The following is a 23,356-nucleotide window of genomic DNA, read 5'->3' on the forward strand; positions in this document are numbered from 1 at the left end:
ATCCACCAGCTCCGGACCTTCCATTGCGGCTCCGACGGCCATCCCGACGGCAGCGATGACGCCATTGGCCCACCCCCAAAGCCTAGAGCCAGCGGCCATGCCCCGAGGCATCCCGGCGACACTGGACTACCGTGTTCTAGCGCTGGCAGCTGCCGAAGCCATCTACACCTGGGACACCAGGACATCCACTTACTCGGATGTGTACACGGCGTTGAGGACGTGGTGGGAAGTTTTGCCGGACGGCTCGAACCCGCTCACTGTGTTCGCGCAAGAGTTTGAAGCAACAGGTATCAACGCCGTCTCGTTCGCCACGCTGTCTGGTGCCCAGGCCTACCGAACGGCGGTCGTCGCGAGGTCCGCCTGCGACGGCCAGTTGGCCGAAGTTAGGCAACATCCCGCACCCTGGGTGGGTCTGCACGTCTGTACAGCCACCCTCAACGTCACCGAGCACCAGGCCGGCGGAACCAACTCGTACACGCTTCCGGTCAGCATCATGGTCAATTGCCCGCCGGCGCCCACGGCACCGGAGGGACGCTGTGCCATGGTCGGCTTCTATGCAACTCCGGACAGGATCGTGTACTGATGGCTGCGCCGGCATTCCTGCTGGCCGCTCTCAAACGCCGCGCTCTGGCCAGGCTTGTGGCGGGCGCTGCGAGTGCCATGGTTCTGCTCATGGTCATGGCACTTTGTGGCGGCTTGGTCGTCCTTGCTGCCGGTGCGCAGATAACGACGACCGCGTGCCTCACCGCGGCGTCGACGTCGCCTGCCACTGCCGCCAATACGGGGCCGACCGCCGGGCTGTCGATACCTGTGGCATCCGGGCCGCCCATCAACTTCACTGCTGCTCAGGTTGCCGTTGCCAGAGCGTACATCGGCGTCGGCATTTCCCGCGGCGTGCCCATCGAAGGGATCCAGATTGCCATCATGATGTCCTTGCAGGAATCGGGGCTTAGGATGCTGGCGAATCTTGCAGTCCCCGGTTCCATGGACTATTTGCACGACGGCGTCGGCAGCGACCACGATTCCATCGGATCGGCACAACAACGCCCGTCGGCTGGGTGGGGGAGTGTGGCTGAGTTGATGAACCCGATTTACAACGCGGAAGCCTTCTATGGTGGCCCTGAAGGGCCCAACCATGGTTCTCCTCCTGGGCTGCTGGACGTTCGAGGCTGGCAGGCGATGACACAAGGTGAGGCGGCACAAGCAGTCCAGCGATCGGCCTTCCCGGAGCTTTACGCACGCTGGGAGGCTGAGGCAAAGGCGATTGTGGATGCCTTGAAGACTGGGGCAGCATTGACCGACTGCCCTAAGGACCTTCCCATTGCTGGCATGTCACCACTGCCCGACGATCTGGCACAGATCCGGCGTGACATCATCCGTTACGCGGAGGAGGGCCTGGGCGGCGCGTATGTGTGGGGTGGAACGGCATTCAAAGCATGGGACTGCTCCGGCTATGTCCAATGGGTGTACCGGCAGGCTGGGATCCAGCTTCCTCGGACGGAGCAGTGGCTGGCCGGACGGCCGACCGCGGCCCCAAAACCCGGGGATCTCGTCGTTCAGAACCCAGATAGGCCGAATCACTGGGGCCACGTCGGCATCTACGCCGGCAACGGCATGATGTTCAGTGCGCTAAACCCTGGCGTGGGGACCTTGGTGCATCCGGTGTCGTGGAACCCTGGGACGGAGTACATTCGGATTGTTTCGTAGGCCAGTGGTCCATGTTCGATTCGATCGACCCAGGCCAGCCGTTGCCCCTATTAGATGAAGAAATATCCCATGATGGTCAGTATCAGATGGGCAATCCTGCGTGGAGAGACAGGTCTCGACCACGACGGGGCCAGTGGCACCGAATTAGCCGTTGGGAACGGTAGCTGGTCAAATGAATGAAGGCGGAATAGCCAGGGGTGAGGTCTAGTCGCTGGCATCATTGCATCGGCGCCCACCTAGCGGAATCAGTCCGGCAAAGAAATAGCGTGAACATCGATATTGGCTCGGTATGATGGATACTCGAAATTGCGCCCGGGGCGCTCCGGAAACCAGTGAGGGATCGACCAACAGCATGACGTTGCTCCAAGCACAAGAACTGACTGCACCCGGAACGTCACGTGCGGTGGGCCAACCAATTCATGAAATCGTGTTGACTGACGCCCTCAAACGCTTTTCGAGCAGCCTCCTCCCGCCTGGACTAGGACGCAGCGTTGTCGTTATTCCAGAAGTTGCCATCGGTCGAGGACGTCCGGACATACTTTTTGTGGTCGTGTCCATGACATCCCTGAATGCCTACATTGGCTCCGGGCTCCGGGTGGAGACACTAACGGACGCCCGCACTCTAATGACTCGTGGCTATTCAGGTACATCTGAGTCTGAGGGCCGGAAGCCATCGCGACGGAGTGCTGGAAAATCATGGACCAACGTTGAACTGCGCCGGTACTCAACATCCGTCATTGATTCTCTTGCTGTCGAAGCGAAGATGAAGGACTGGAAACAAGCCATCAGGCAGGCCAGTCGATTCAGACATCTTGCACATCGTGCAGCCATCATGCTGCCGGAAAGCAGCAATGTGGGCCGCGTTGAGCCGTACCTGAGGTCCTACGACCTTGGCTTTGTTGAATTCGCTGACGGCCGGCCAAGGTGGCGTGTTACGGGCAGCAGGGAACACCTGGATCCCGGGAACAACCTCTGGCTTTTAGAGCTGGCCGCACGCGAGATCCGAACTAGATACCCTCAGCTTCCCTGAAAATGGTAACAGCGCGAGATAGAACTTGAAGCTTGTTCGCATATGATCTTTCAAAAATCAAGTTCTGGCCAGAAAGTGTATTGAAAAGGGCGAGACTATCGTGAATCCATTCCTGCACCAAGTTGAGCCTGTTAGGAATGGAAACCCGGGCAATCTCATCCACGAGGCCGGCAACGCTCATCATGTGATGTTTTTGCGCTACGCTTCGATTCCAAAATTCTGGATTATCAATATTGTATTGGAAAACACGATCCGCTACAGAACCAGTTCTGAATGCCGTGCCAGACATTGTGTGAATTGCGCTCAATTCACCCTCCAAACGAAGGGGGCTGAGGAGAGAATTTACGAATCGTCGTGGGATGGGTTGGGCGCCGCCAGACTTAGGCCGCCATTTCTCGACGCTAAATCGACGAAGAGAATTATGCCAACCGGTGGCGCATTCAGTGGCGCCAACTGCAACGCCTAGAATGCCCTCGATATCTGAATATCCCCACAGTAGCTCGTATCCATTGAGCTCTGTAAGCGTATATATCATGCGCATTGCATTCGCAAGACGATCAGAATCCCAGCCGGTGGCGGGGTAGGCGGCCGCGCCGCGATGATTCGTCAGTAGATAGAACCCGGCGATGTCAATTGAGGTTACCTCGTCTAGCCAGTCGTTGATCGCATCCCAACCGCTAAAGGCCAGCTCCTCGAAGACGGCAGAGGCATAAACGTTCTTTTCGGACCAGGCTTCCGACGCTGCCCTGGCGTACTGGATTCCCAACGGAGTCCAGATGTCCTCGAAGGAAGATTGGAGGATAGACGGTGCGATGATCGTGTCATCAATTCCAACGGTGTCGTTGGCAATCGCCACCGATGCAATGACCTTCTCCACATCACGTGGCGACTGTGACCACCGAATCGCGGAGAAATTGAGGCCATGTTCTACGTGGCATCGACCTGCAAGGTCGACTCCCGTTGTATATAGGTAAGTTTGAGGGTCAAGGAGGGGGCGGATACCCCGGGCCTTGAGCTTGTACACGGTCTGCTGGAGGACTCCCGGATCCTCATCGGTGGGACTAAGAACAACCGAGCTTACCGGGAAGTGGTCCGCGACCGCGTCGAGCTTGTCGGACTTGCCGTAGCCATGTTGCAGGACAAAGGTCACAGTGCAGACTCCAGTTCTGTGAGTGCTTGGTTGACGTTTCTAAACCGGCGGTTTTGGCGTGCTGCAAGGCATCGGTCTATGACGGATTGAAGCGCCGGGCTGCAGTCGTGGTTTGAGAGTTGACCTGGCTGATGGTTCGTAAGGCGGTCGTAGTAGGCGCCAAACGTCATGTTCTCTTCGAGGAAAGGGTGCCTGCCCGTGATGGCTTCAAACAAGACGATCCCCGCTGCGAACATATCGGTGCGGGAATCAATGGATGTTTGTCCGCGGACTTGAAATTGCTCGGGAGCAGCATATGGATTCGTTCTGGGTGAGAAAGCGCCGGTCTGGGTGAGCGGGTCCAGAGACATTACTTGCGCGATTCCAAGATCAAGCAGAACAAAATCGCCATTGCCAGCTTGGCAAATATTTCCAGGTTTCACATCACGATGGACAATGCTTGCCGCTTCCAGCGCTTGAAGGCCTTCGAGGAGATGAATCGCGAGATTGCAAATCTCATTCCTCTGCAGTCTTCGATTCAAGAATATCGAATCAAGGGATCCCCCGGAGTAGTGCGGCTCCGCATACCAGGCTTTAAGGCTATTGCCGATATCGCGCGTCTCGACAGGCATGTGTAACTTTACAATCCGCGGCGAATCGAGCTGCGCCATGGCTTGTATTTCTCGGATGAATCGCTGATCAAGCACGACTTCTTCCCCGGAATCGGAATCATCTTCACCGAAGAGTATCTTCAATACAAATGTTTCATCGCCATCAGACGCAAGAAATGCCGCCTTGAACGTGCCCTGACCCAATCTGGGGATGCTTATCTTATATTCCGGAAATGCGGCAACAACATCTGTATCCAGTAGTTGCAGTTCGGCTGTCATGACCAGAAGCCTATCTGAATCGATGACTCAAAATGCAAAATAGGCTAATTTGGTGCCTTCTTTACGTGGCAGACCAAAATACCCGTGGGCAACAGCCTGTAGGGCTCCACCATCGAAGGTGCACGTCTTCCACCGTGAGCGCAGACCTGGCTTTCATCCGCCGACTTTCCAGAGGAGCCCGTTCCGAACCTAGGGACGTGCGGCCATGGCGGTTGTGGCTTTGGTTCTATTCAATTGCGCAGATGTTTACAAGTTCGCAGAACATCGATCGCTGCCGAGGGACCCAGAGGGGCCCCATCACAGCGCTCCCAAATGCATCATCTCTTGATGATCCTGTGGCCAGAGTCCCACGGTATTGCTTCGAGGTAGGTTTCACAGCTGCTTCATACGCACTAGGGGGACGCCATACTGGGAGTCCTTGCAAATGGATACAAGCGCCCATTGGGTGTTCGGCTCGAAAATGACCTGACCTGTCGATGTGGAGAGGTAGCTGACTTCGAAGCAGTGCCCGACCAGGGCAGCGGTGCGATGTTCCTGTTGAGGGACGCAAAGCCCCGAGTATGCTTCAAGCTCAAGCAGGACTGGGTACTTGGGCGGGTATTCACCTCGGGCGCTTCCGTCATAGCGAAGGGCGTCCTCTGGGTTAGTTGTAGCGAACCCGAAGCCGGCATCAACGAACTGTTGAGGAAACTGCATTGCCCCGGCTAGATATGCGCCAATTCCGGCAACGTCCGGGTAGTTCGAGTCGGGACGTTCGGGGATTCCGATGCCTCGAAAAAGTTTGATGGGCTGACCTAGGGTGAGTGAGCTTCCGAGGGCGCCGAAGACTCCCAGAGCTTCATCGACAAACTCCTGCATGGAAGCGAAGCCCGCGTAATCAATCATGACCCCCGCCCCGGTGGCAAGGCTCCGGCCAGTGCGGAGACGCTCATTGATTGCATATATGTCGCTGGCCATTAACAGCCCAACAGCGGTGAGTTCGTGTGCTCCGAGCGTGATGAGTTGCCGCTCCCCGCAGAGAGTCTCCGCCACGTCGTACGGATGTGTCGGTGCTACGCGAACGTGGGCTGCAACGGCAGCGGCCTGTTTCTGGGCCCGTTGCTGGAATTGGTGGTAGTCGAACGAGCCGCGCAGGTAAGGATTGCCGTTGTCCACAGCTGGTTGTGTTGCTCGTTTTGCGAGTTCCTCTTGACGGAAGTCGCACCTTTTGCGGGACCATGGCAGCCAATGCCGAGTTTCACCTGTGCAATTCTCTGGGATGGGGCACCGGGTCGGGAGGAGAGTTGGCATAGATTCCTATTCTGTCCGTCTGTTGTGACCTGCGTGAATGAATGGAGCACCTCAATAGCAACAGAGTAGCGCGAAAATTTCACTCACCTTTCTCTCGCCTTTCATGGAGGAATATCGTTACGCGTATGCGGTTCTGGGGGTCAACTGGTTTCTGGTCTAGTAGGTATGTTTTTCTGTAAAGGTGAAGATTTTCGTTCATGCTCCATTTCGTACCCTCGGTCGAGGAGCAGCGCTGGTTGAGACGCCCTTCGCCTGGACCATTGGTGGGCTAGCCGCCTAGTTCCTTAGAATCTAGGAACCATACAGAGCGAACCGGCAAGCTGCTACGAAAGCACTTGCTTGGCTGAATCAGCGTCATGTCGCCCGCCGCCCCACCCCCGATGAACTCGTGAACACTGCCCACAAACGTGGACAGACAACGATGGGAGTTCACGATGTTCGTTGCGGCGCCGGTGGATCCAGGGATCACACCCAACACGAATTTTCCGTTCCTTGAGTCGCTGAAGGAGATCGGTGGTGGAGTGCTCGTGGGAGCATTCATCGTCATCGCGATCGTGGCGATCCTGGGCGCGGCGATGTTGCTGGCCGGCAAGCTAAGCCAGTCATCGCGGCTGGCGTCCGGAGGAGGGATGATCCTGCTCTGGACCGGGCCCATTGCTGCCATCCTCGGGGGCATCAACGGCTACATCCTCTGGTCGCAGTCGGCCTTCAACCTCGGTTTCTAGGCCCGCACGATGCTGCCCACGGTCAATTGCGACCTCGGGGGTTGGTGGCCGCCCGGCTGCGGCCTGGTTTCCGAAGCCCAGGATGGCTTTGCCGGATCCGTCACGGCGATGTTCGCGGGGATCCTGGAGAGCATGGCTTCGTGGATGTGGTCGTTCATTTCCGGAGCCTTCGGAGTCTCTGAGATAGGCGACTCGGACTGGGCCGCCGTCAATGGGCTGACCAACTGGTGGATCGTCGTCATGATGACACCGCTGGTCATTGCCATGGTCCTGCAGCTCGTGGGCGGTCTGATCAGTCAGCAGCCGCGCCGCATAGGCCGGGCTCTCGTGGCTGGGGCCATAGCCGTCCCGGTGGTCGTCGGTGCCGTCACCCTCATGCAGCAGCTCACCCGGTTCACCGACTCGGCCGCCAATGCCGTCCTGGCCACCCTGGGCACCGAGCCATATGTGGTGTTCATGCGGCTCTTCGGCTTTGAGAGGGCACCGGCAGGCTCAGACCGCTCGTGGAATGTCGTCTCGCTGGCCAGCCCGGGAACCAACGACGGCGCCGTCGGGTCGGTGATCGTGACGGTGGCGGCCGTCGCGGTGGTGTGGATCCTAGCCTTCATCCTGATGTGCTCGATGATCTTCCGCTCCTTCGCCCTCCTCGTCCTGGCCGCAGTGGCCCCGGTGGCACTCATGCTAATGCCATGGGAACGCACGAAGTCCTGGATGCGGCACTGGTGCGAGATCGTCATTGCGCTGCTCATTGCCAAGCCCCTCGCGGCGACCGTCCTGGCCGTCGCGGTCAAACTCTTCGCGGAGTCGACGTCGTTCGCTGGGCTGGCGTCCGGCGCCGTCGGCATGCTGCTCGCCTGTGGAGCGCCACTCATGGCCCTACGACTGGTCAGCTTTGCCGGCGGGGAGCTGGCGGCCGCGGCCCAGGTTGCCGGCGGCGGGCACGTCTTGGCACGAACCAGCAGTTTCACCGCCCGACAGGTCAGCCGGCAGATGGGCGGCAAACTGAGCCTGAGCAGCTTGGGATCCCGCGGACCGTCCCCGGTCCAGTCCCGGCACCTGCCAGCACTGGCATCGCCAGTCCAGACGGCCAACAAGGCTCGAGGCACACAACTGATGCTCGACGCCGGACCGTCGGCAGCCGGTGCGGCGAACCATTCGTCTGGGCCGGGTAGGCAAGACGAGGCTCTGGCGGGTGGATCAAGGGCGGCCCACCGTTTGGGCGGGCCAGCGTCCGGCGGTGGTGGTTCACAGCCGTCGATGGACGACGTGCCACAAGCAGCATCCACTGCGGTGCCAGGAGCACCAACATCCAGGGCGCCGCAGCCGAAGCCGATACCGCGACCGCCTGTGCCCCGCCCACCAACCCAACCGGTGCATCATCCGGACAGCGTCAATTCATCATGGGAAAGGGACCAAGATGTCTGAAAGCACTCGAACCCTGCAAGCCGTGAAGTTCCCGCGCTATGAGCGGCATGGCCTATTCATGGGGCTGCAGTGGTACCAGCTAACTCTCGTCGGTGCCGGCGTCTTCGCGGCCAGTGCGGCGTCTGCGACCTCTGGCCCGCCCGGGCTGATTCTCACGTCGCCGATATGGCTTGGTCTCGTTCTCCTCGGCGTGCTCCAGTACTCGCGGATCCCATATCCCGTCTGGGCCTACGCTTCAGCAGTGTTCCTGTTCCGGCAAGCCCAGGGCCAGACCAGATATCTTGCCAAGCCCGAGCAGCCAGCCACCGTCGGCCATTTTGTCCTTCCCGGAGGACTGGGCAGCCTGGAGCTGCACCGCACGGCCACAGGCCAAGCATTCATCGTTGATAGGCAGGGGCATGAAGCCATGGCTGTATTGCGCTGCAGCACCACGTCGTTCGCCCTCCTGGATGCGGACGACAAGGCCTATGCCGTACAGTCGTGGTCCCGCGTGCAGACGGCCATGGCCCAGCGGCCAACCATCGCCCGGATCGCCGTGCAGGACTACACGGTCCCGTACCCGTCCAGCGCGCTGCAGGAATTCTATGAGAGAGCCAAGCAGCCGACCCGCATCGATGAGATTTCCTGGGGCGACCGCTCCTATCTGGACCTCATCGCCGCTGCCGGCTCTGCCATGAGCCACGAGCTTCTGGTCTGCCTCGTGGTGGATACGGCAAAGGCGCGGCGCAGAATTCGCGATGCCGGCGGCTCCCTGCTCGGCGTCGAGCATGTCCTTCGCTCGGAGGTGGAGGCCCTGACCACTGGACTGAAGACCCATGGGGTCACCGTGGATGAATGGCTGCCGGACCAGGCAGTCACAGCGGTGCTCCGTGGGGCATTTGATCCGGCTGCCGTGACCCGCCTCGTCGGTCACCAGAGGGCTCACGGACTCGACGACGGCGGACCGAGATTGGTCAGCGCCGGGCCAATGGCAGTTGAGGAACACTGGTCCTATCTGCGCACGGATTCCGGGTTCCATCAGACGTTTTGGATTGCCGAGTGGCCGCGGCAGAAGGTATTCCCCGGCTTTCTTCACCCGCTGGTCTATGTGGGCGACTTCAGGCACACCGTCACCGAGGTCATCCGCGCCGTTCCCACAGACCAGGCGCTGCGGGACATCCGCTCCGCCCATGAGGCGCACGATACTCGGCGCCGCATCAACACCCGCTTCGACCGGCCTCTCACTCGGGAGCAGTTGGCTGAAGAAGAGGAAGTGGCCCAGCGCGAGGAGGAAATCGTGGCCGGCCACGGTGATGTCCGCCCGGCCGCCTACATCACCATCACTGCGGACACCCTTGATGATCTCGCGCGGCATCGCCAGGATCTCGAATCGGCCGCCGCGGGCGCGTTCGTCGAGCTGCGCCTGCTGGCTGGCCAGCAGTGGGCCGCCTTCGTTGCCGGAGCCTTGCCTCTCGGGAGGGGATTGAAATGACCAGGCACCCACAGAAGGTCAGCTTCGTACCATCGGGTGAATCCCGAACGGACAGAGGGGAACGACGGCGACAGGAGAGTTCCTTGTCCGGCTCGCCGGGCGGATCGCTCTGGGACCGGCTGACTCGCCGCGACGAGGTCGGCTTCGAGATTCGTCGGCGCGGAGACTGGGGGAGCCGGGACCGTGATTCACTGCGGGGCCCACATCGGCTGCGGCCGGCCCCGCACAGGGCCTCCACCATGACATTTGCGGCTGCCTATCCGTTCCTGACTGAATCCGGACTGGGCCACGAGGGCACCTACATCGGCACCGATGTCTTTGGATCTGGGGCGTTCTCCTATGACCCGTGGATCCTCTACGACAAGGGCATCATCAGCGGACCCTCCATCGTGGTGATCGGGACGGTCGGCACCGGCAAGTCCATGTGCGGCAAGTCCCTGGTCGCACGGTCCGTGACCTTGGGCCGAAAGGCGGCCGTGGCATCGGATCCCAAGGGGGAATGGGTCGGCGTCGCCCACGCCTTAGGCGGGAAGATCATCTCCGTCGGACCGGGGAGGCCCGCGAGGGTCAACCCCCTCGATGAAGGGCCCCGGCCGGTCTCGTTGTCTGATGAGCAGTGGCAGGCCGTGGTTCGCCAGCGCCGCCGGCACCTGCTCGTTGCCCTCGTGTCCTTGATGCGGCAGGGCCAGCCGATGAGCCCGGTGGAACACACAGCCCTGGACATGGCGCTGACTGAGGCCGTGGCAGCGAACAGCACCCCGACACTGCCCATGGTGCTTCAATACCTGCTCAACCCGACCGCCGCGACAGTCAACCTGGTCGGCCAAGACGGTGGCACCGGCGTCGGCCATTCACTGCGGCGCACCGTCTCCGGCGACCTGGAGGGCATGTTCGACGCTCCGTCCACGGTGGCGTTCGATGCCGATGCGCCCATCATGGTCATGGACACCTCGGCGCTGATCGGCGCATCGGAACAGGCACTCTCGCTCGCGGCCGCCTGTGGCGCCACATGGCTGGAGGCAGCAGTGACGAGTCCCGACGGCGGCAAGAGGATCGTCGTATACGACGAAGGCTGGCGGATGCTCTCCGACCCCTACATGCTGGCCAAAATGAGCGAGCAATGGCGGCTGGCCCGCACCTACGGCATCGCCAATCTGCTCATCATGCACAAGGTTGCGGACCTAAACGAAATCGGCGACGGCACCAGCGGACTCCGCCAAAAGGCACTGGGCCTGCTGACAGAGGCCGACACCCGGATCATCTACCGGCAAAAGCACGACGCCATGCGCCTGACCAAGGAAGCCCTGGGGCTGACCGAAGCCGAATGCGACCACGTCGAAAACCTGCCCAAGGGCGTGGGGTTGTGGAAGGTCGGCAACCGCTCCTTCATCGTGGCCAATCGAGTGACCACGGATGAGCTGGAAGTGTTCGGCACCGACGAGCGGATGATCTGATGCCCCGGCGGCTGGATGACGGCAATCCCATGGTGACAGCCGGGCTCGTTGCCGTGGCCACCTATCTGGGCTTCTGCCTGCTTGTCCAGGCATGCGCGTCCTTAGCGGTCAGGTGGAGTTGCCAAGGGTCGCCCGAGTGGACCTTCAGCCCGGCAGCCGGCGTCGGCCTCTTCACAGGGCGGATCGGCTGGATTGTCCCGCTGCCCGATCACTGCAACGTCGGCACCGGGACCGTGTGGCTTTTGGTCGGTCCGCTTCTGGGGGCGCTGGCGCTCGCGGTTGCAGCGGGTTACATGGTGTTGCGTGTCTGGCGGCAGTCGGGTTCGTGGCTTCGGCTCGACATCCTGGGGCGCGATGGCGTGGCCCGGCGGGCGGAGATCGTGCGGGACTTCGGCGCCCGTGCCGTCGTCAAACGCGGACGCTTCACCCGCCCGGGACTCGATCGGCCACGCGTCGAGGAGTTGTCATGGACGGTTGGCCGCTCCCGGGGCATCACGGTCCACGTCTCGACCGAGGAGTCCATGGTGATCCAAGGTGCGCCACGGTCCGGCAAGGGCCTCTACGTCATCATCAACGCCATCCTCGATGCGCCCGGAGCGGTGGTCACCACCTCAACCCGGGCGGACAACCTTGTGGTGACGATGCGGGCCCGGTCGTCCGGCGGACGGCCCGTTACCGTCTTTGATCCGCAGGGCATGTCTGGTCTGCCAACAACTCTGCGCTGGTCGCCCATCCGCGGCTGCCAGGACCCGGACATTGCCACACGCCGCGCCCTGGTGATCACGGCCGACACTGAGATGAAGGGCGAGAATGCTGCTTGGCAAAAGCGCTCGGTGATTGTGCTTCAATGCCTCCTCCACGCGGCGGCTTTGTCGGGAGAGGGAGTCACGGCGTTTCGGCGCTGGTCGTCCAGCCCCGTGCTGGCCAAGGAGGCTTTGGAAGTCCTTGGCCGGCCAGAGGCAGCCATGGGGTGGCAGGCCGACCTGATGGGAATTATCGAAGACGACCCCCGCAACACCTCCAACTCGTGGATCGGCGTCACCGCCGCCGTCGCGCCCCTCTCATCACCCAAGGTGCTCGCCGCCCTGAATCCTCGCGGCGAGGCCGAGGAGTTCGATCCCAAGCAGTTCATCCGGCAACGGGGGACGCTCTACTTGATAGGGACACGCGCCGGTGCTGCCGCGGCAGGCCCCTACCTCTCGGCCCTGATTGACGACATCGACTATGCAGCCCGTGAGATGGCCTTCGTTGCGCCTGGCGGACGGCTCGACCCGCCCCTTTCCCTGATCCTGGATGAGATCGCCAATCTCTCGCCGTGGCCGGGCTTGCCGGTGGTGCTCTCCGACGGCGGTGGCATCGGCATCTCCACCATCGTTGTCCTCCAATCGCTGTCCCAGGCGAGATCCGGGTGGTCCATTGACGAGGCGGCCACCATCTGGGATGCGGCCATCATCAAGGTCATCTTTGGCGGCGGTTCCGATGAAAGGGACCTCCGCTCGCTTGCGGGCCTCATCGGCGAGCGGAACCTGACCATCAACACTCGCTCCTGGTCCTCGCAGGGAAGGCAGGATGGCGAACAGATTCGGGAGACGCCCGTCATCCCGCTGCACGAGATACGGCGCTTGCCGGCTGGTACGGCCATCATGCTCGGCCGACGCAGCCGGCCTATCCTGTTGGACCTCCGCGAATGGCACAAGCGCAAGGACGCCGCAGCACTGGGGGAGTCCAAGGAAGCGACAGAGCGCGAACTGGCCGACGGGCATCGGAGTCGCCAGGCCGCCGTCGTCGTCGATCACAATGCCGAGGGGTAGGAACTGCTATGGATGACGAGGAATCCTTCGAGTACACCGTGGGTGGGGGAGCAGAGGATGAGTTCGCGGCCATGCTGTTCGGCTCCACTGAGGGGAAACGGTCCAACCGCGTGCCCGTGACCTACCGCTGGCGTGACATGGATCCGCGAACCGCGCACGCCGTCTGGCACCAACTGGGCGCTTGGGTCGAGTGGCTCGTGACCACGTACCACCTACCAACGTCTGTGGTGCCCGATTGTTGGTGGAAGCACAGCGAGCTGGTGGCAGAGCTCTACGCCCTCCAGCGGGCCGAGCAAGCCTCCTATACAGAGGATGACGGCGGCTATGGCCCCTTGTCCTTCCACGAACGGCTGACACACTCCATCGAACGACTCCGCGAACACACGCGATCGGCTGGATGCGTCGGGCTGCAGGCGCATCGTGATCCGGTACGGCGGGCATTGCCTCAGGACGGGCCGATCGCCGAGGCATGGTCGCCCGACCAGATGGGGTGAAGAACGGTCATGCCGCAGCGCTCGCCGAAGGGGATGAACATGCATCCGCGCATCCGCGCCGGTGCAGGGACGGACAGAGGCGACTTCCATGGCTCACGCGAACGAATTCCCCAGCTGGCCGCTTGGCTCAGGCCCGATTGACCGCCAATCTGCCCCTCCCGCAACACACCCCGATCCGGCGGAACGGGTGGCGGCGCTAACCCAAGGGCTGTTTGGCCTCCTGGACCAGGCCGTCAACGAACCCTGGCGATGGCAGGTCCTGCTGGACAACTCGGCCACGCTGTGGCGCTACTCAGGGGGCAATGCTGCCCTACTGATGCTGCAGATGGCCCAGCGCGACAAGCAACCGCCGACCCTTGTAGCGGGGTACAAGGAATGGGAGCGGCACGGCCGCTATGTCCTCAAAGGTGAACACGCGCTGTGGGTGATTGCGCCGCGGACTTCTAAGGTGCCTGCGGTTGACGACGGGCGGCACAACGGAACGCCCACGCCAGATCCCGACGTCCGCGAACCTGATGCGAAGACTGTCGTAACGGGGTGGCGGGGCCAGGCCGTCTTCGACGTTTCCCAAACTGAGGGAAGGCCTCTGCTGGTGCCCCGCCCCGGCAGCACTGAACTGCCTATGAGCGACCATGAGGGGCTCTGGCGCTCCTTTGTAGAGGTTGCCGCCATGGGAGGATTCAGCATTGAAGTGTCCGACAGCCAACATTCGCTGGCCAGCGGCCATACGAACTTCGGGTCCCACACCATCACCATTGGTTCGTGGCTCGGTGACAGTGAGCGGATGGCAGTTCTTGCCCACGAATTGGGGCACGCCATGCTCCACGGCCCAAACGACAGACTCGGCCAGTTGTATGGCAGCAGCATCGAACACCGTGGGCTGGCCGAGATCGAGGCGGAGTCCGTTGCCTACACCGTGCTTCGAGCCCACGGCATCGACCGCGGCGCCCAGTCAGCGAGCTATCTGGCCGGCTGGGCGGACGCCGTCATCCAAACCGAAGCCGACTCCATCCTGCAATCGACCAAGGACCACAAGCCATTGTCCCGGGTGGAAATAGCCAAGTCAGTTCTGGGTAGAGCCACTGCTGCTTCGAAAAACATTCTCGAAGTTACCTGCCCGGCTGGATTCGGCGGGAAGATTGTTGCTTCCAGGGCGGACCCAGCGATGAACTCATCTACGCCAAGCATTGACGGTCGAAGACCGAAGGGCCAAGTCCGAGCGATGTTATGACAAAACCACCACGGCAGACGCGACGGATCTGCCGGGCCATTGCCGGTTGAAGCGGCGCTGCCTGGTTCTACATGTCAGGGGCCGTAATCACTGCACGTCCTGTTCTGAGGACAAGAACCATTGATGCGGCGAGGGGGATCAGCAAAACCAGAGGAAGCTGGACAACCCCCAGGGTTTGGACAGCAAGACCGCCCAGACTGGAGCCAGTGCTAATGCCGATCTGGATGGCGACGACGACCAGGCTGTTCACATCGTCAGTGTGGCGGTCGGCGGCGGACAGCACTGACGTCTGGTTGAAAACGTTGCCGGCGGACTGCGCCGTGCCCCAAATGGCTACGGTGATTATGGCCCATGCAGTATTGAGCGGCGCCATGGACAAGGCCATGAAGCAAACGGCCATCGCCGCGCAAACAAAGAGAAGGACGGGACGGGTGAGCCGGCGCGGCGTCAGGCCGGCGATCCAGATGCCCGCAAGTGCCGAAAATCCAAGGACTCCGAGCGCAGCGGTCGTCGCTGCTGGTGGTAACGATCGACCCTCGAAGAACGCTCCGATGTACGTCAACAATCCAAAGTGTGCGACAACCAGAAAAGCCCACGCGATGAGCTGGGGCCGCACACGCGGCAGCCGCCAAGCAGCGAGGAGGCTGGTGCGTGCACCGCCTCCAAGGCTGTGGGGCACCTCTGGAAGGATCCATGCGGACAATATAGCCACGACAGCGATGGTGCAGGCCATAAACAGGAAGGCAGTCCGCCAACCAGCCGCGTGCCCCAAAGCTGTTCCCAGCGGTGTTCCCAAGGCCAGGCCGAGCGTGCTTCCGCTGAATATCACGGCCAGTCCCTTTGCCACGTCCTTCGCCGGAACGGTGCGGCTCACATACGGTGCAAGCGTCGACCACATGAGCCCGTGGGCGGCCCCGCTGAGGACCCGGGCGAGTAGTGCGATCTGGAAATTGGGAGCCGCTGCGAGAGCGAGTGTGCCTACGAGGAAGGCCCCCAAGGTGGCTGTCAGAAGGCGGCGCCGGGACATTCGCCAGGTCAACCGTGAAAGCGGAATGACTGTGACAACAATGACCAGCGAATACACCGCCACGAGGAGGCCGGCTTGGCCGTCGGATATTCCGAAGTCCTGGCCGATCAGCGGGAGCAGTCCGACCGGCAGCAGTTCTGTTGTGACTGACACAAAGCCTGCTGAGGCAAGGATAATCAGGGGGATCCACATTGACGGCCGGTCTGAAGTCGGTGGCTTGGGCAAGTGAGGGTACCTTCCGGTTGGAGGTCCGCTTCGCGCGAGACTCCCGACCACCCCACTGACTGCTCAAGGCGCACCCGACTTCAGCTCAGGAAATGGAATCTAACCTGCGTGCTGATCCAGATGGTCCTCGACAGTTCCAGGACTTGGTTTTCGGCGTTGCGTGAAACGGACAAGACGACAAAAAGTGGTGCGTCAACGTAGGTGTTGAGGAGCTGTGCTTCGGCGAAGGACGCCAGTCCGACTTCCAAAAAGCTGTCGGTCTTGGCAGTGTCCACGCCATAGACCTCGCTGAGCGTCTGCGACAGTGAGCCATTGACCAGCGGCTGGGCGTCGATGCCCGGAGCGCGGTCCACAGCCACCCAGGAATTGGTTAAGCCGATGGCCTTGCCGTCCACAACATGGCGCCTGCTGAGGCGGACGGTTGTGCCGGGTCGCTCGGCTTCCTCCAACTCACGCAGCAACACATGCGGAACCTCGGCATCTGGCGCGGTTTCGATCTGTTCCGACCGGGCGTCAAAGCCTGCGTCGGCAAACCGAGTCCGCCAGTGGGTGGTCAGTTGGAGGTCATGCTGAATGGGCGCGGCCCGCTGCGCTACGAACGTTCCGGTGCCCTGCCGGCGGTCCACAAATCCTTCTGAGGCCAAATCGGCCAACGCTTGGCGGATGGTAATCCGGCTGACGCCATAAGAGGTGGCGAGCTCGTTTTCGGTGGGCATACGGCTGCCGGATTTGAGTTCGCCTTCTTCGATCCGACGCCTGACGTCCCGCATCACTTGTGCCCAGGCCGGCACAGGTGAATTCCGTTCAACGGTTGACACTTCTACCATCAGATTTCGCTTCCCCTCAGGTCATCAACATGCGCGTTGGCACCGTGTGGGATGTCAAGGATGACACCCCGCATGTTGTCATAATGTTAGCTCCTTTATAACAATAGCAATGCCGGGTCCTTCATGTGGGTACCGGCCACCTGTTCGGCCAGTCGCCGGCGCTCCTTCGGGCCCACAGGTGGAACGCCGAATTGCCCGATGATCTGGCTGGCCGCCGCTGCCGCAGCCCGAGAAGCCGCAGCCGGATGGCCGTCGGATTGGATGAACCCCACCAGTGCAGCACCACTATAGGAGTTACCTCCGCCTGTCGGATCGACGACGGATCCCCGCGCCGGGGCCACTGCCCAGCTCTCTGCACCCCTAATGGCGACGGATCCCTGTTCCCCGAGCCGCAGGAAAACTGTCACGCCGGTTCGCCGAAGCTTCTCGACGGCCACAACCAGTGAGTCCGTTCCGCACAGGGTAAGAGCCTCGGTCCGGTTGATCGAAAAGGCATCCACTGTTTGCAAGATGTTGCTGACCGCATCCCAATGTTCGGGGGTGCATGCTGCGGCTGAGATTTCCCAGAGGATGGTGACTTCATTGGCTGCCCGATACGCGGAAATTGCGTGCCAATAGTCGGGATCCGTGTCGTGGAACAAATAGATCCCTTCGAGCCCGGTCCAACTCGCTGGGATATCGGCCGGCAAGGGGGTCAAAGCATCAAAATGGTCCTCTCCGTGGTGGGGAACTTCGACACGTTCGCCGTCGTGGAAATACCGGAGAGTCGAGCGGGGGGTGGGGCCAGGAATTCCTCGCAGTGCCTCAGTCGAAATTCCTCGGTCCATGAACTCGTGGCTCAGCCCGTCACGCTCCGCAGCACCCACCTTGGCAACGATGCCGACCTCGCCCGGGCTGGCGGCCAAGGCGGCACCAATGGCTGCGTACGAGCCCGCTCCGCCCAGGTGGCCTGGATCTGTTTGTCCATCCGGGTGGACGATGTCGTCAATGATGATGTGTGAGAGCACCGCATACCTGACCTTGTTGCTGCTCATGCTTGAGCCTCCCAGCTGTCCACGAGCGCCATCAGCTCATTCTTTCGATCCGAGGTGGCGAAAGAGGCCAGCACGGAGTTGCGTGCCAGGCGTGCCGCCGTCGCCTCATCAAGTCCAAACGCGGCGTCGAGGGCGACAAAGTTGTCACCAACATAGCCGCCGAAATAGGCTGGATCGTCGGAATTCACGGTGACGACCAACCCCTTGGCCAGCATCTCCGGGAGTCGGTGCGAGGCAAGGTCCGGGACGCAGCCAAGTCGGACATTGGACAGCGGACAAACGGTCAGTGGTATCGCCTCCCGGACCAGCCGGCGAACCAAGTCATCGTCCTCCAAGGCCCGGATGCCATGGTCAATCCTGTCCACGTTGAGCTCATCCAATGCTTCCCAAATGTAGGACGGCGGTCCCTCTTCCCCTGCATGGGCCACGGCATTGAGCCCTAAGGCCCGTGCCTGGGCAAAGATTGGTCCAAAACGGGCAGGAGGGAAGCCGGCTTCCGCCGAATCCAGCCCGACGGCGATGAACCGTTCGGGCCGCTCCTTGGCCCTGTCCCAAACCGACTCCGCGCTCTCCAGCGGCTCGTCGCGCAAGAAGGACAGGATGAGTCCCCCTGAAATCCCGTGATCGGTCCAAGCCTCGGCGATTGCCTGGTTCAGCCCATCCACGATGTCGTCGAAGTCCACGCCCCTGCGGACGTGGGCCTGCGGATCGAAGAACATCTCCACATGGCGCACCCCCTGCTCCCGGGCCTTGCCGTAGTAGCTGCGGGCCAGATCCGCAAAGTCCTGCCTCGTCGTCAGGACGGCCATGCAGTCGTAGTACAAGTCCAGGAAGGACTGCAGGTTGTTGAAGGAGTACTTCCCGCGGAGTTCGGCCTCGTCGCGGTACGGAAGGTCCACGCCATTGCGCCTGGCAAGCGCAAAGACCAAGCCGGGCTCGAGGGTGCCCTCAATGTGGAGGTGGAGTTCGGCCTTGGGCAATTGAAGCAACCGAGTCGACACTGCTGTCATGCCGTCAACCCGTCCACTAGGAAATCAAGGAACCTATCAAAGTCGGCGTCAGCTGCTGCCTGGATGCGGGGTAGATCCGTCCACGCGTGGTGGTTGCGGATGTCCGCAACGGTCATTCCCAAGGTCAGTTTCCCTTCGGTTTCCACCCCACAGAGGATCTCTTCGTAGCTGATGATATCGGGGTCGACGAGGTCGGCGATGACCATGGAATCGATCAGCGCGCAGTAGGACTGGTACTTTCGTTCCCGCACAAACGCCACGATGTCGGCGGCAAAGCGGGCCTCTCGTCTGTTGCTGCCGCGCAATTTGTCGAGTCTTTCCTCGTTTAGATTGATGTCGATGTGGGTGGCTACGTCCAGGCCGATGCAGCGCAGCGGAAAACCGGCCCGGAAGATCTTGTCCGCAGCCTCGGGGTCGACGTAGACATTCCATTCGCTGGCCGGGTTGTCCCCGGTGGCCTGGGTGAACGCGTACTTCGTGAACCCAAACGATCCGCCCAAAAAGACCAGCTCATTGACCTTTGAGGGCAGTTCCGGATCGAGGTCAAGAGCAATCGCCAGGTTGGTCAGCGGCCCGGTAAAGGCCAGGGAGATGTCGCCGACGTGGTCATTGACGGTGCTGACGATGAGCTCGGCCGCGGATTGGTCAGACAGCGGCAACGACGGCTGGGGCAGGCCAGTGTTCCCCAACCCGTCGTCACCGTGGGAGAAAGGATCCCGGGGATAGTCACGTGCCAGGGGCTTGAGCGGGCCCTGGGCGACTGGAACCTTGTTCTCGCCCATGAGCTCAAGGATCTTCCTGGCATTGACGGAGGTATAGTCCGCGGTCAGGTTGCCGGACACGGCCGTAATGGCGCACACGTTCAGTTCCGGGTGTTTCAACGCAAGGATGATGGCGAGGGCGTCATCAATGCCCGGGTCGCAGTCGATCAGAATGTTCTTCATCGGGGGCTCCGCTCTAGATTGTCTATTGTCATAACCTTATAATGACTTGTATGAGTGAACAAGAGCAAGAATTGAAATTTCCTGCCATCAGAACGGGCAAAGTTGTCGTCGTGGGGAGCCTGAACGAGGATCTGGTGGTCACCGCGATCCGGGCCCCGGGCCCCGGCGAGACGTTGATGGCAGCGGGCCACAGCACAGGGCTGGGCGGCAAAGGCGCCAACCAGGCCGTTGCCGCGCGCCGGATGGGTGCGGCGGTGGAGATGCTTGGAACGCTGGGGGAGGACCCCGTGGCCAGCCGATTCCGCACTCTCTTTCAGACGGAGGGCATTGAAACCGGTCTGCTGTCTCGGGATCCCGATGGATACACAGGTCTGGCCGTCATCGTGGTTGACGCCGCGGGTGAAAACCGGATTCTGGTCAGTCCGGGGGTAAACGCTGCCACGACGATAGCGCCATCCGGACCGGCAATTGAGAAGCTGGCCCAGGCAGACGTGGTTCTTGCCCAACTCGAAGTTCCCGCGGAGACCATTGCCCGGGCCTTCGCCGCGGCCCAAGGGGTACGGATACTGAATGCCGCACCGGCGGGGCCGCTGCCCCCAGAGCTGTTGTCCAGTGTTGATGTACTGGTAGTGAATGAGAGCGAGCTGGCTGCCGTCACAGGTTCTGCGACAGAGGCGAAAGACCTCGCCGAGGTCGCCGAGCAGGCATCACGGCTGGAGACGAAGCCAATCATCGTGGTGACGAGAGGAGCCGCCGGTTGCGTCATCATTCCCCCGGGGGAAAAGCCCATCACCTTTGATGCGCAGCGTGTGGAGGCCATCGACACGACGGGAGCTGGCGACTGCTTTTGCGGCACCATGGCTGCCCAGCTGGCGTTGGGGCATCCGCTTGCTGAGGCAGTCGCTCTGGGTGTCAGGGCGGCGACGCTCTCAGCCACTAGGCCTGGTGCGATAGCGTCCTTGCCCTATCTGTCGGAACTCTGACACATCTCTGCACCAGGGAGCGCCGTTTTCGCATGCCTTTGCGGGGCCGGGCCATATGGCCCGGCCCCGCAAAGAGCATGGGGCGGCGACCCACCGCTGCCGACATAGTGTCGGGCATCGAGGCCACTCATGCCATGTAGTCCCGAGGGCCGGCACAAGTCCGCCAACGCCAAAGCGGGGGCTCCCGGCCATCAGCCGAAAGCCCCCGCCCTATTGCTCCGCTATTCGGAGAGTTTGATGTGACTGGCGTCCATGTTCACCGCGCCGCCGCGGAACGGCGGGCGGCCCCAGGTCAACGCCGCCTGGTGGGCTGCGAAGGCGCCGAACGAAGCCACTGCAATGTCGAGGCTGATCGATGACACTGCGCCGGACGAAGGAGCCAGGGACATGAAATCGACGGGAACGACGTTTTGCCCGTTGGCGGACAGGGCAGTTTGAAGCCGTTCGTGGCGGGCCCGGCCAACTCCACCCAGCAGCTGGATGGTCAGTTGGTTCTGGGGGCCGATGAAGTAGTCCACGTGTCCGCTTTCCTCCAGAGGGACAACCCGTGCCACGACTCCGGTGGCTTCGATCAGCTTCAATGTCCAGAAGTCGCCGGCGCTGCGCAGATCAGGCAGCGTCAGCACCGAGATCCCTGCGGGAGCGGTGCCGCCGAAGCGGGCGGCCACAGAAGGAATCGCGGCTTCCAGCTCACTGAGTACCTTGGCCACCTCGCGCTGTCCATTGGATACGTCAGCGCCGCATACTGCCGCGACACCCAAGCCAAGCATGATGTGGCCGGCAGATGGGACGGCTTCCGTGACGTGCAGCGTGGGGACGATTTGGACTGCATCCGCGGCTTCCGCAATGGGCGAATCCGGATTGGAGGTAATGGCAATGGTTCTCAGCCCCTGTTCACGGGCTTTCCTCAACGCCTTTACCGTTGCCCCCGAAGTGCCCGAATGCGAGATGCCGACAATAGTGTCGGCACGTGCGGGAAGCTGGCCCGTCCAGGTGATGTCGCCGGACGACATCGACCGATGCCCAAAGTTGTGCGCGATGAGTCCTGAAGCCAGTGAGTCACCTGAACCAACGAAGACAGCGTTGCCGAGGGGTGTGCTGTGCTCCAACGGCGAGATGGACGGAACCTGGTCCAAGGCTTCAAGTAATGCGGCCAGGCTTTGTTGGGTGGGGATTTCAGACAATGTTAGAGCTCCTTTGTAATGAGGTTTTCGTAGGGACGGGTTAGTGGACCGTCAAGCAGGAGGCCGTCGTGGCCCCAATCGGACAGGACGAGGCGGGCGGCGCTCGCGCCAAAAGCAGCGGACTCAATGAGGCTTGAACCGGAGGCCAGCGCCGCAACAATCGCGGCCGCTGAGGCGTCACCGGCACCGATAGTGTCGACTACCCGGACTTCCGGATCCTGCACGGTCCAGGCCTGGCCGCCATCGATGACCAGCAGACCATCAGAGTCAAGCCGTGCGATCACAGGTCGGCCCGTACGGGTGGCGAGCATCCGGGCTGCGTCGCGTGCGTCGTCGTGAATTTGGCGGAGCTGGACCCTGCTGGGCAACAAAACGGTGGCCTGCTCTGCCAGGGCCATCCAGTAGTCGAAACCGAGCAGCATCGCGGCCCGCTGATCAGGGTCGACGCCGACGACTGGGGCACGTTTGAGAGCGTGCAGCGGCAACCTCGGCGAGGACAATAGCAGGCCATCCAGCCCTTCAAAGAACCCGGAAGGACCGGCGTCGTCCCCGCTGTCCGGGTCCAGATGCGTTCCAGCGAGCTCAAGACCGTCAGGGCTGGATGTCGGCAGGATCCGGCGTCCCTCGGTGGAGTTGAGGATCCACAGGCGGAGGGCCTTTGGTGTCCGGAGGCAGAACCTGATGTCCACGCCGGTGCGCCGGAGAAGGGCCTCGAAGCGAGGTTCGTCATCGGGGAGCTGGGCATGCAGCCTGACCTGTGTGCCGGCGACGACGAGTGCCCCTAGTGCGGCGAACAGCCCCGGACCGCCGAGACATCTGAAGCGGGTGCCTGTGCCTTCGGTCACGAGGTGGTCGACGGTCAGGCCGCCCTCGATGCCGAGGGTGGTCATAGGCCGACGGTGCTGACGGCGTGGTGGATGGTCCGGTCGCGGGGTCCGTCGAGTTCGAGCAGGTAGATGCCCTGGCTGTGGCCGATGGCGAGCTGGCCATCGATGACGGGCACGGAGAGCGAGTTGGTGCCGAAAACGAGCCTGACGTGCGCGGCGGCATCCTGCGGGCCGTCGTGGAGGTGGACGAAGGGCCGGTCCACCGGGATCTGGCTCTCAATGAACAGGCGGATGTCGGCCAGGGTGGTGCCGTCGACGCCGCTGTTGAAGATCAGCGTGCAGGTGGTGTGCGGGATGAAGACGTGCAGTTGCCCGTCACCCATCCCTGCTGGGATCTTTTCGCGCAGGGCAGGAGTGAGGTCCGTGTAGCCGGTGGGTGCCGGGAATCCCTCGGCGGGGCGGGTGTTAAGGGTGAAGCTGTCCCAGGAACCGGGGGCTTTGGTCGACATGAAAGGTCCTTTCGAAGGGGCGCGCCACAGGCGCAGATGGTGTTGGAAGATGTTGTGGCCGGGTCGCCGGCGAACATGAATTGCTGTGAGGTCTCTCTGTCAGAACGGTGTTGGAATGCAGCCGGCGTC

Annotated in this window: 21 protein-coding genes; 10 read left to right on the plus strand and 11 right to left on the minus strand. The window is 61.8% G+C overall.

The genetic code is table 11. The features are described from left to right. Positions 1-97: 97 nt before the first annotated feature. Positions 98-583: a hypothetical protein gene (locus tag K254_RS0104210; protein ID WP_155848444.1), complete on the plus strand. Its 486-nt coding sequence runs from the start codon at positions 98-100 to the stop codon at positions 581-583. Continuing rightward, entirely contained in the window at positions 583-1,707 is a 1,125-nt protein-coding gene (locus tag K254_RS26100) for a C40 family peptidase (protein WP_051388792.1), read from the plus strand. The genes K254_RS0104210 and K254_RS26100 overlap by 1 nt, the downstream gene beginning before the upstream one ends. A gap of 1,007 nt (positions 1,708-2,714) precedes the next feature. Here K254_RS26100 and K254_RS25190 read toward each other — a convergent pair. From K254_RS25190 to K254_RS0104230, 3 genes are all read right to left on the minus strand, one after another. Next, positions 2,715-3,887 carry a hypothetical protein gene (locus K254_RS25190; protein ID WP_081709876.1) on the minus strand — a complete coding sequence of 391 codons (1,173 nt, stop codon included), beginning with the start codon at positions 3,885-3,887 and terminating at the stop codon, positions 2,715-2,717. Then, positions 3,884-4,756, minus strand: coding sequence for a serine/threonine-protein kinase (locus tag K254_RS25195; protein WP_081709877.1), 873 nt, complete (start codon positions 4,754-4,756; stop codon positions 3,884-3,886). Before K254_RS25195 ends, K254_RS25190 begins: the two co-directional genes overlap by 4 nt. A 372-nt stretch (positions 4,757-5,128) precedes the next feature. After that, complete coding sequence (locus tag K254_RS0104230) at positions 5,129-5,911, minus strand: hypothetical protein (protein ID WP_026554322.1); 783 nt, start codon at positions 5,909-5,911, stop codon at positions 5,129-5,131. 542 nt (positions 5,912-6,453) lie between these two features. Here K254_RS0104230 and K254_RS0104235 point away from each other — a divergent pair. The 7 genes from K254_RS0104235 (at position 6,454) to K254_RS0104265 (ending at position 14,657) form a co-directional block, all read left to right on the plus strand. Continuing rightward, positions 6,454-6,771, plus strand: a complete 318-nt coding sequence (locus K254_RS0104235; protein WP_155848445.1) for a hypothetical protein — start codon at positions 6,454-6,456, stop codon at positions 6,769-6,771. A 9-nt stretch (positions 6,772-6,780) separates the two neighbouring features. Next, on the plus strand, positions 6,781-8,196 hold the full coding sequence (locus K254_RS0104240) for a type IV secretion system protein (protein WP_081709878.1): 1,416 nt from the start codon (positions 6,781-6,783) through the stop codon (positions 8,194-8,196). 22 nt (positions 8,197-8,218) lie between these two features. Continuing rightward, positions 8,219-9,667 carry an SCO6880 family protein gene (locus tag K254_RS0104245; protein ID WP_196810862.1) on the plus strand — a complete coding sequence of 483 codons (1,449 nt, stop codon included), beginning with the start codon at positions 8,219-8,221 and terminating at the stop codon, positions 9,665-9,667. A gap of 239 nt (positions 9,668-9,906) precedes the next feature. Continuing rightward, positions 9,907-11,121, plus strand: a complete 1,215-nt coding sequence (locus K254_RS0104250; protein WP_051388794.1) for a hypothetical protein — start codon at positions 9,907-9,909, stop codon at positions 11,119-11,121. Further along, complete coding sequence (locus K254_RS21685; RefSeq protein WP_051388795.1) at positions 11,121-12,932, plus strand: type IV secretory system conjugative DNA transfer family protein; 1,812 nt, start codon at positions 11,121-11,123, stop codon at positions 12,930-12,932. The genes K254_RS0104250 and K254_RS21685 overlap by 1 nt, the downstream gene beginning before the upstream one ends. Positions 12,933-12,940: 8 nt before the next feature. Next, entirely contained in the window at positions 12,941-13,426 is a 486-nt protein-coding gene (locus K254_RS24730; RefSeq protein ID WP_051388797.1) for a hypothetical protein, read from the plus strand. An 88-nt stretch (positions 13,427-13,514) separates the two neighbouring features. Continuing rightward, positions 13,515-14,657 carry an ArdC-like ssDNA-binding domain-containing protein gene (locus tag K254_RS0104265; protein ID WP_155848446.1) on the plus strand — a complete coding sequence of 381 codons (1,143 nt, stop codon included), beginning with the start codon at positions 13,515-13,517 and terminating at the stop codon, positions 14,655-14,657. 67 nt (positions 14,658-14,724) lie between these two features. Here K254_RS0104265 and K254_RS21695 read toward each other — a convergent pair whose 3' ends face one another. From K254_RS21695 to K254_RS0104290, 5 genes are all read right to left on the minus strand, one after another. Next, entirely contained in the window at positions 14,725-15,876 is a 1,152-nt protein-coding gene (locus K254_RS21695; RefSeq protein ID WP_081709879.1) for an MFS transporter, read from the minus strand. A gap of 113 nt (positions 15,877-15,989) precedes the next feature. Further along, complete coding sequence (locus K254_RS0104275; protein WP_196810863.1) at positions 15,990-16,727, minus strand: GntR family transcriptional regulator; 738 nt, start codon at positions 16,725-16,727, stop codon at positions 15,990-15,992. A 104-nt stretch (positions 16,728-16,831) separates the two neighbouring features. Next, entirely contained in the window at positions 16,832-17,770 is a 939-nt protein-coding gene (locus K254_RS0104280) for a carbohydrate kinase family protein (protein WP_026554329.1), read from the minus strand. Next, complete coding sequence (locus K254_RS0104285; RefSeq protein ID WP_026554330.1) at positions 17,767-18,780, minus strand: adenosine deaminase; 1,014 nt, start codon at positions 18,778-18,780, stop codon at positions 17,767-17,769. Before K254_RS0104285 ends, K254_RS0104280 begins: the two co-directional genes overlap by 4 nt. Continuing rightward, complete coding sequence (locus K254_RS0104290) at positions 18,777-19,724, minus strand: nucleoside hydrolase (RefSeq protein WP_026554331.1); 948 nt, start codon at positions 19,722-19,724, stop codon at positions 18,777-18,779. Before K254_RS0104290 ends, K254_RS0104285 begins: the two co-directional genes overlap by 4 nt. Positions 19,725-19,774: 50 nt before the next feature. Between K254_RS0104290 and K254_RS0104295 the strand changes: the two genes are divergently transcribed. Further along, positions 19,775-20,707 carry a ribokinase gene (locus K254_RS0104295; RefSeq protein ID WP_051388801.1) on the plus strand — a complete coding sequence of 311 codons (933 nt, stop codon included), beginning with the start codon at positions 19,775-19,777 and terminating at the stop codon, positions 20,705-20,707. Between the two features lie 221 nt (positions 20,708-20,928). Here the strand turns inward: K254_RS0104295 and K254_RS0104300 are convergent, their stop codons facing one another. The 3 genes from K254_RS0104300 to K254_RS21700 are packed head-to-tail and all read right to left on the minus strand — an operon-like array spanning position 20,929 to position 23,227. Beyond that, positions 20,929-21,891 carry an SIS domain-containing protein gene (locus K254_RS0104300; protein WP_155848447.1) on the minus strand — a complete coding sequence of 321 codons (963 nt, stop codon included), beginning with the start codon at positions 21,889-21,891 and terminating at the stop codon, positions 20,929-20,931. Positions 21,892-21,893: 2 nt separating this feature from the next. After that, positions 21,894-22,781, minus strand: coding sequence for a carbohydrate kinase family protein (locus tag K254_RS0104305; RefSeq protein WP_026554334.1), 888 nt, complete (start codon positions 22,779-22,781; stop codon positions 21,894-21,896). Beyond that, positions 22,778-23,227, minus strand: a complete 450-nt coding sequence (locus K254_RS21700) for a secondary thiamine-phosphate synthase enzyme YjbQ (protein WP_051388802.1) — start codon at positions 23,225-23,227, stop codon at positions 22,778-22,780. Before K254_RS21700 ends, K254_RS0104305 begins: the two co-directional genes overlap by 4 nt. Positions 23,228-23,356 lie beyond the last annotated feature (129 nt).

This window comes from Arthrobacter sp. 35W, from assembly GCF_000482545.1.
Classification (GTDB): Bacteria; Actinomycetota; Actinomycetes; order Actinomycetales; family Micrococcaceae; genus Specibacter.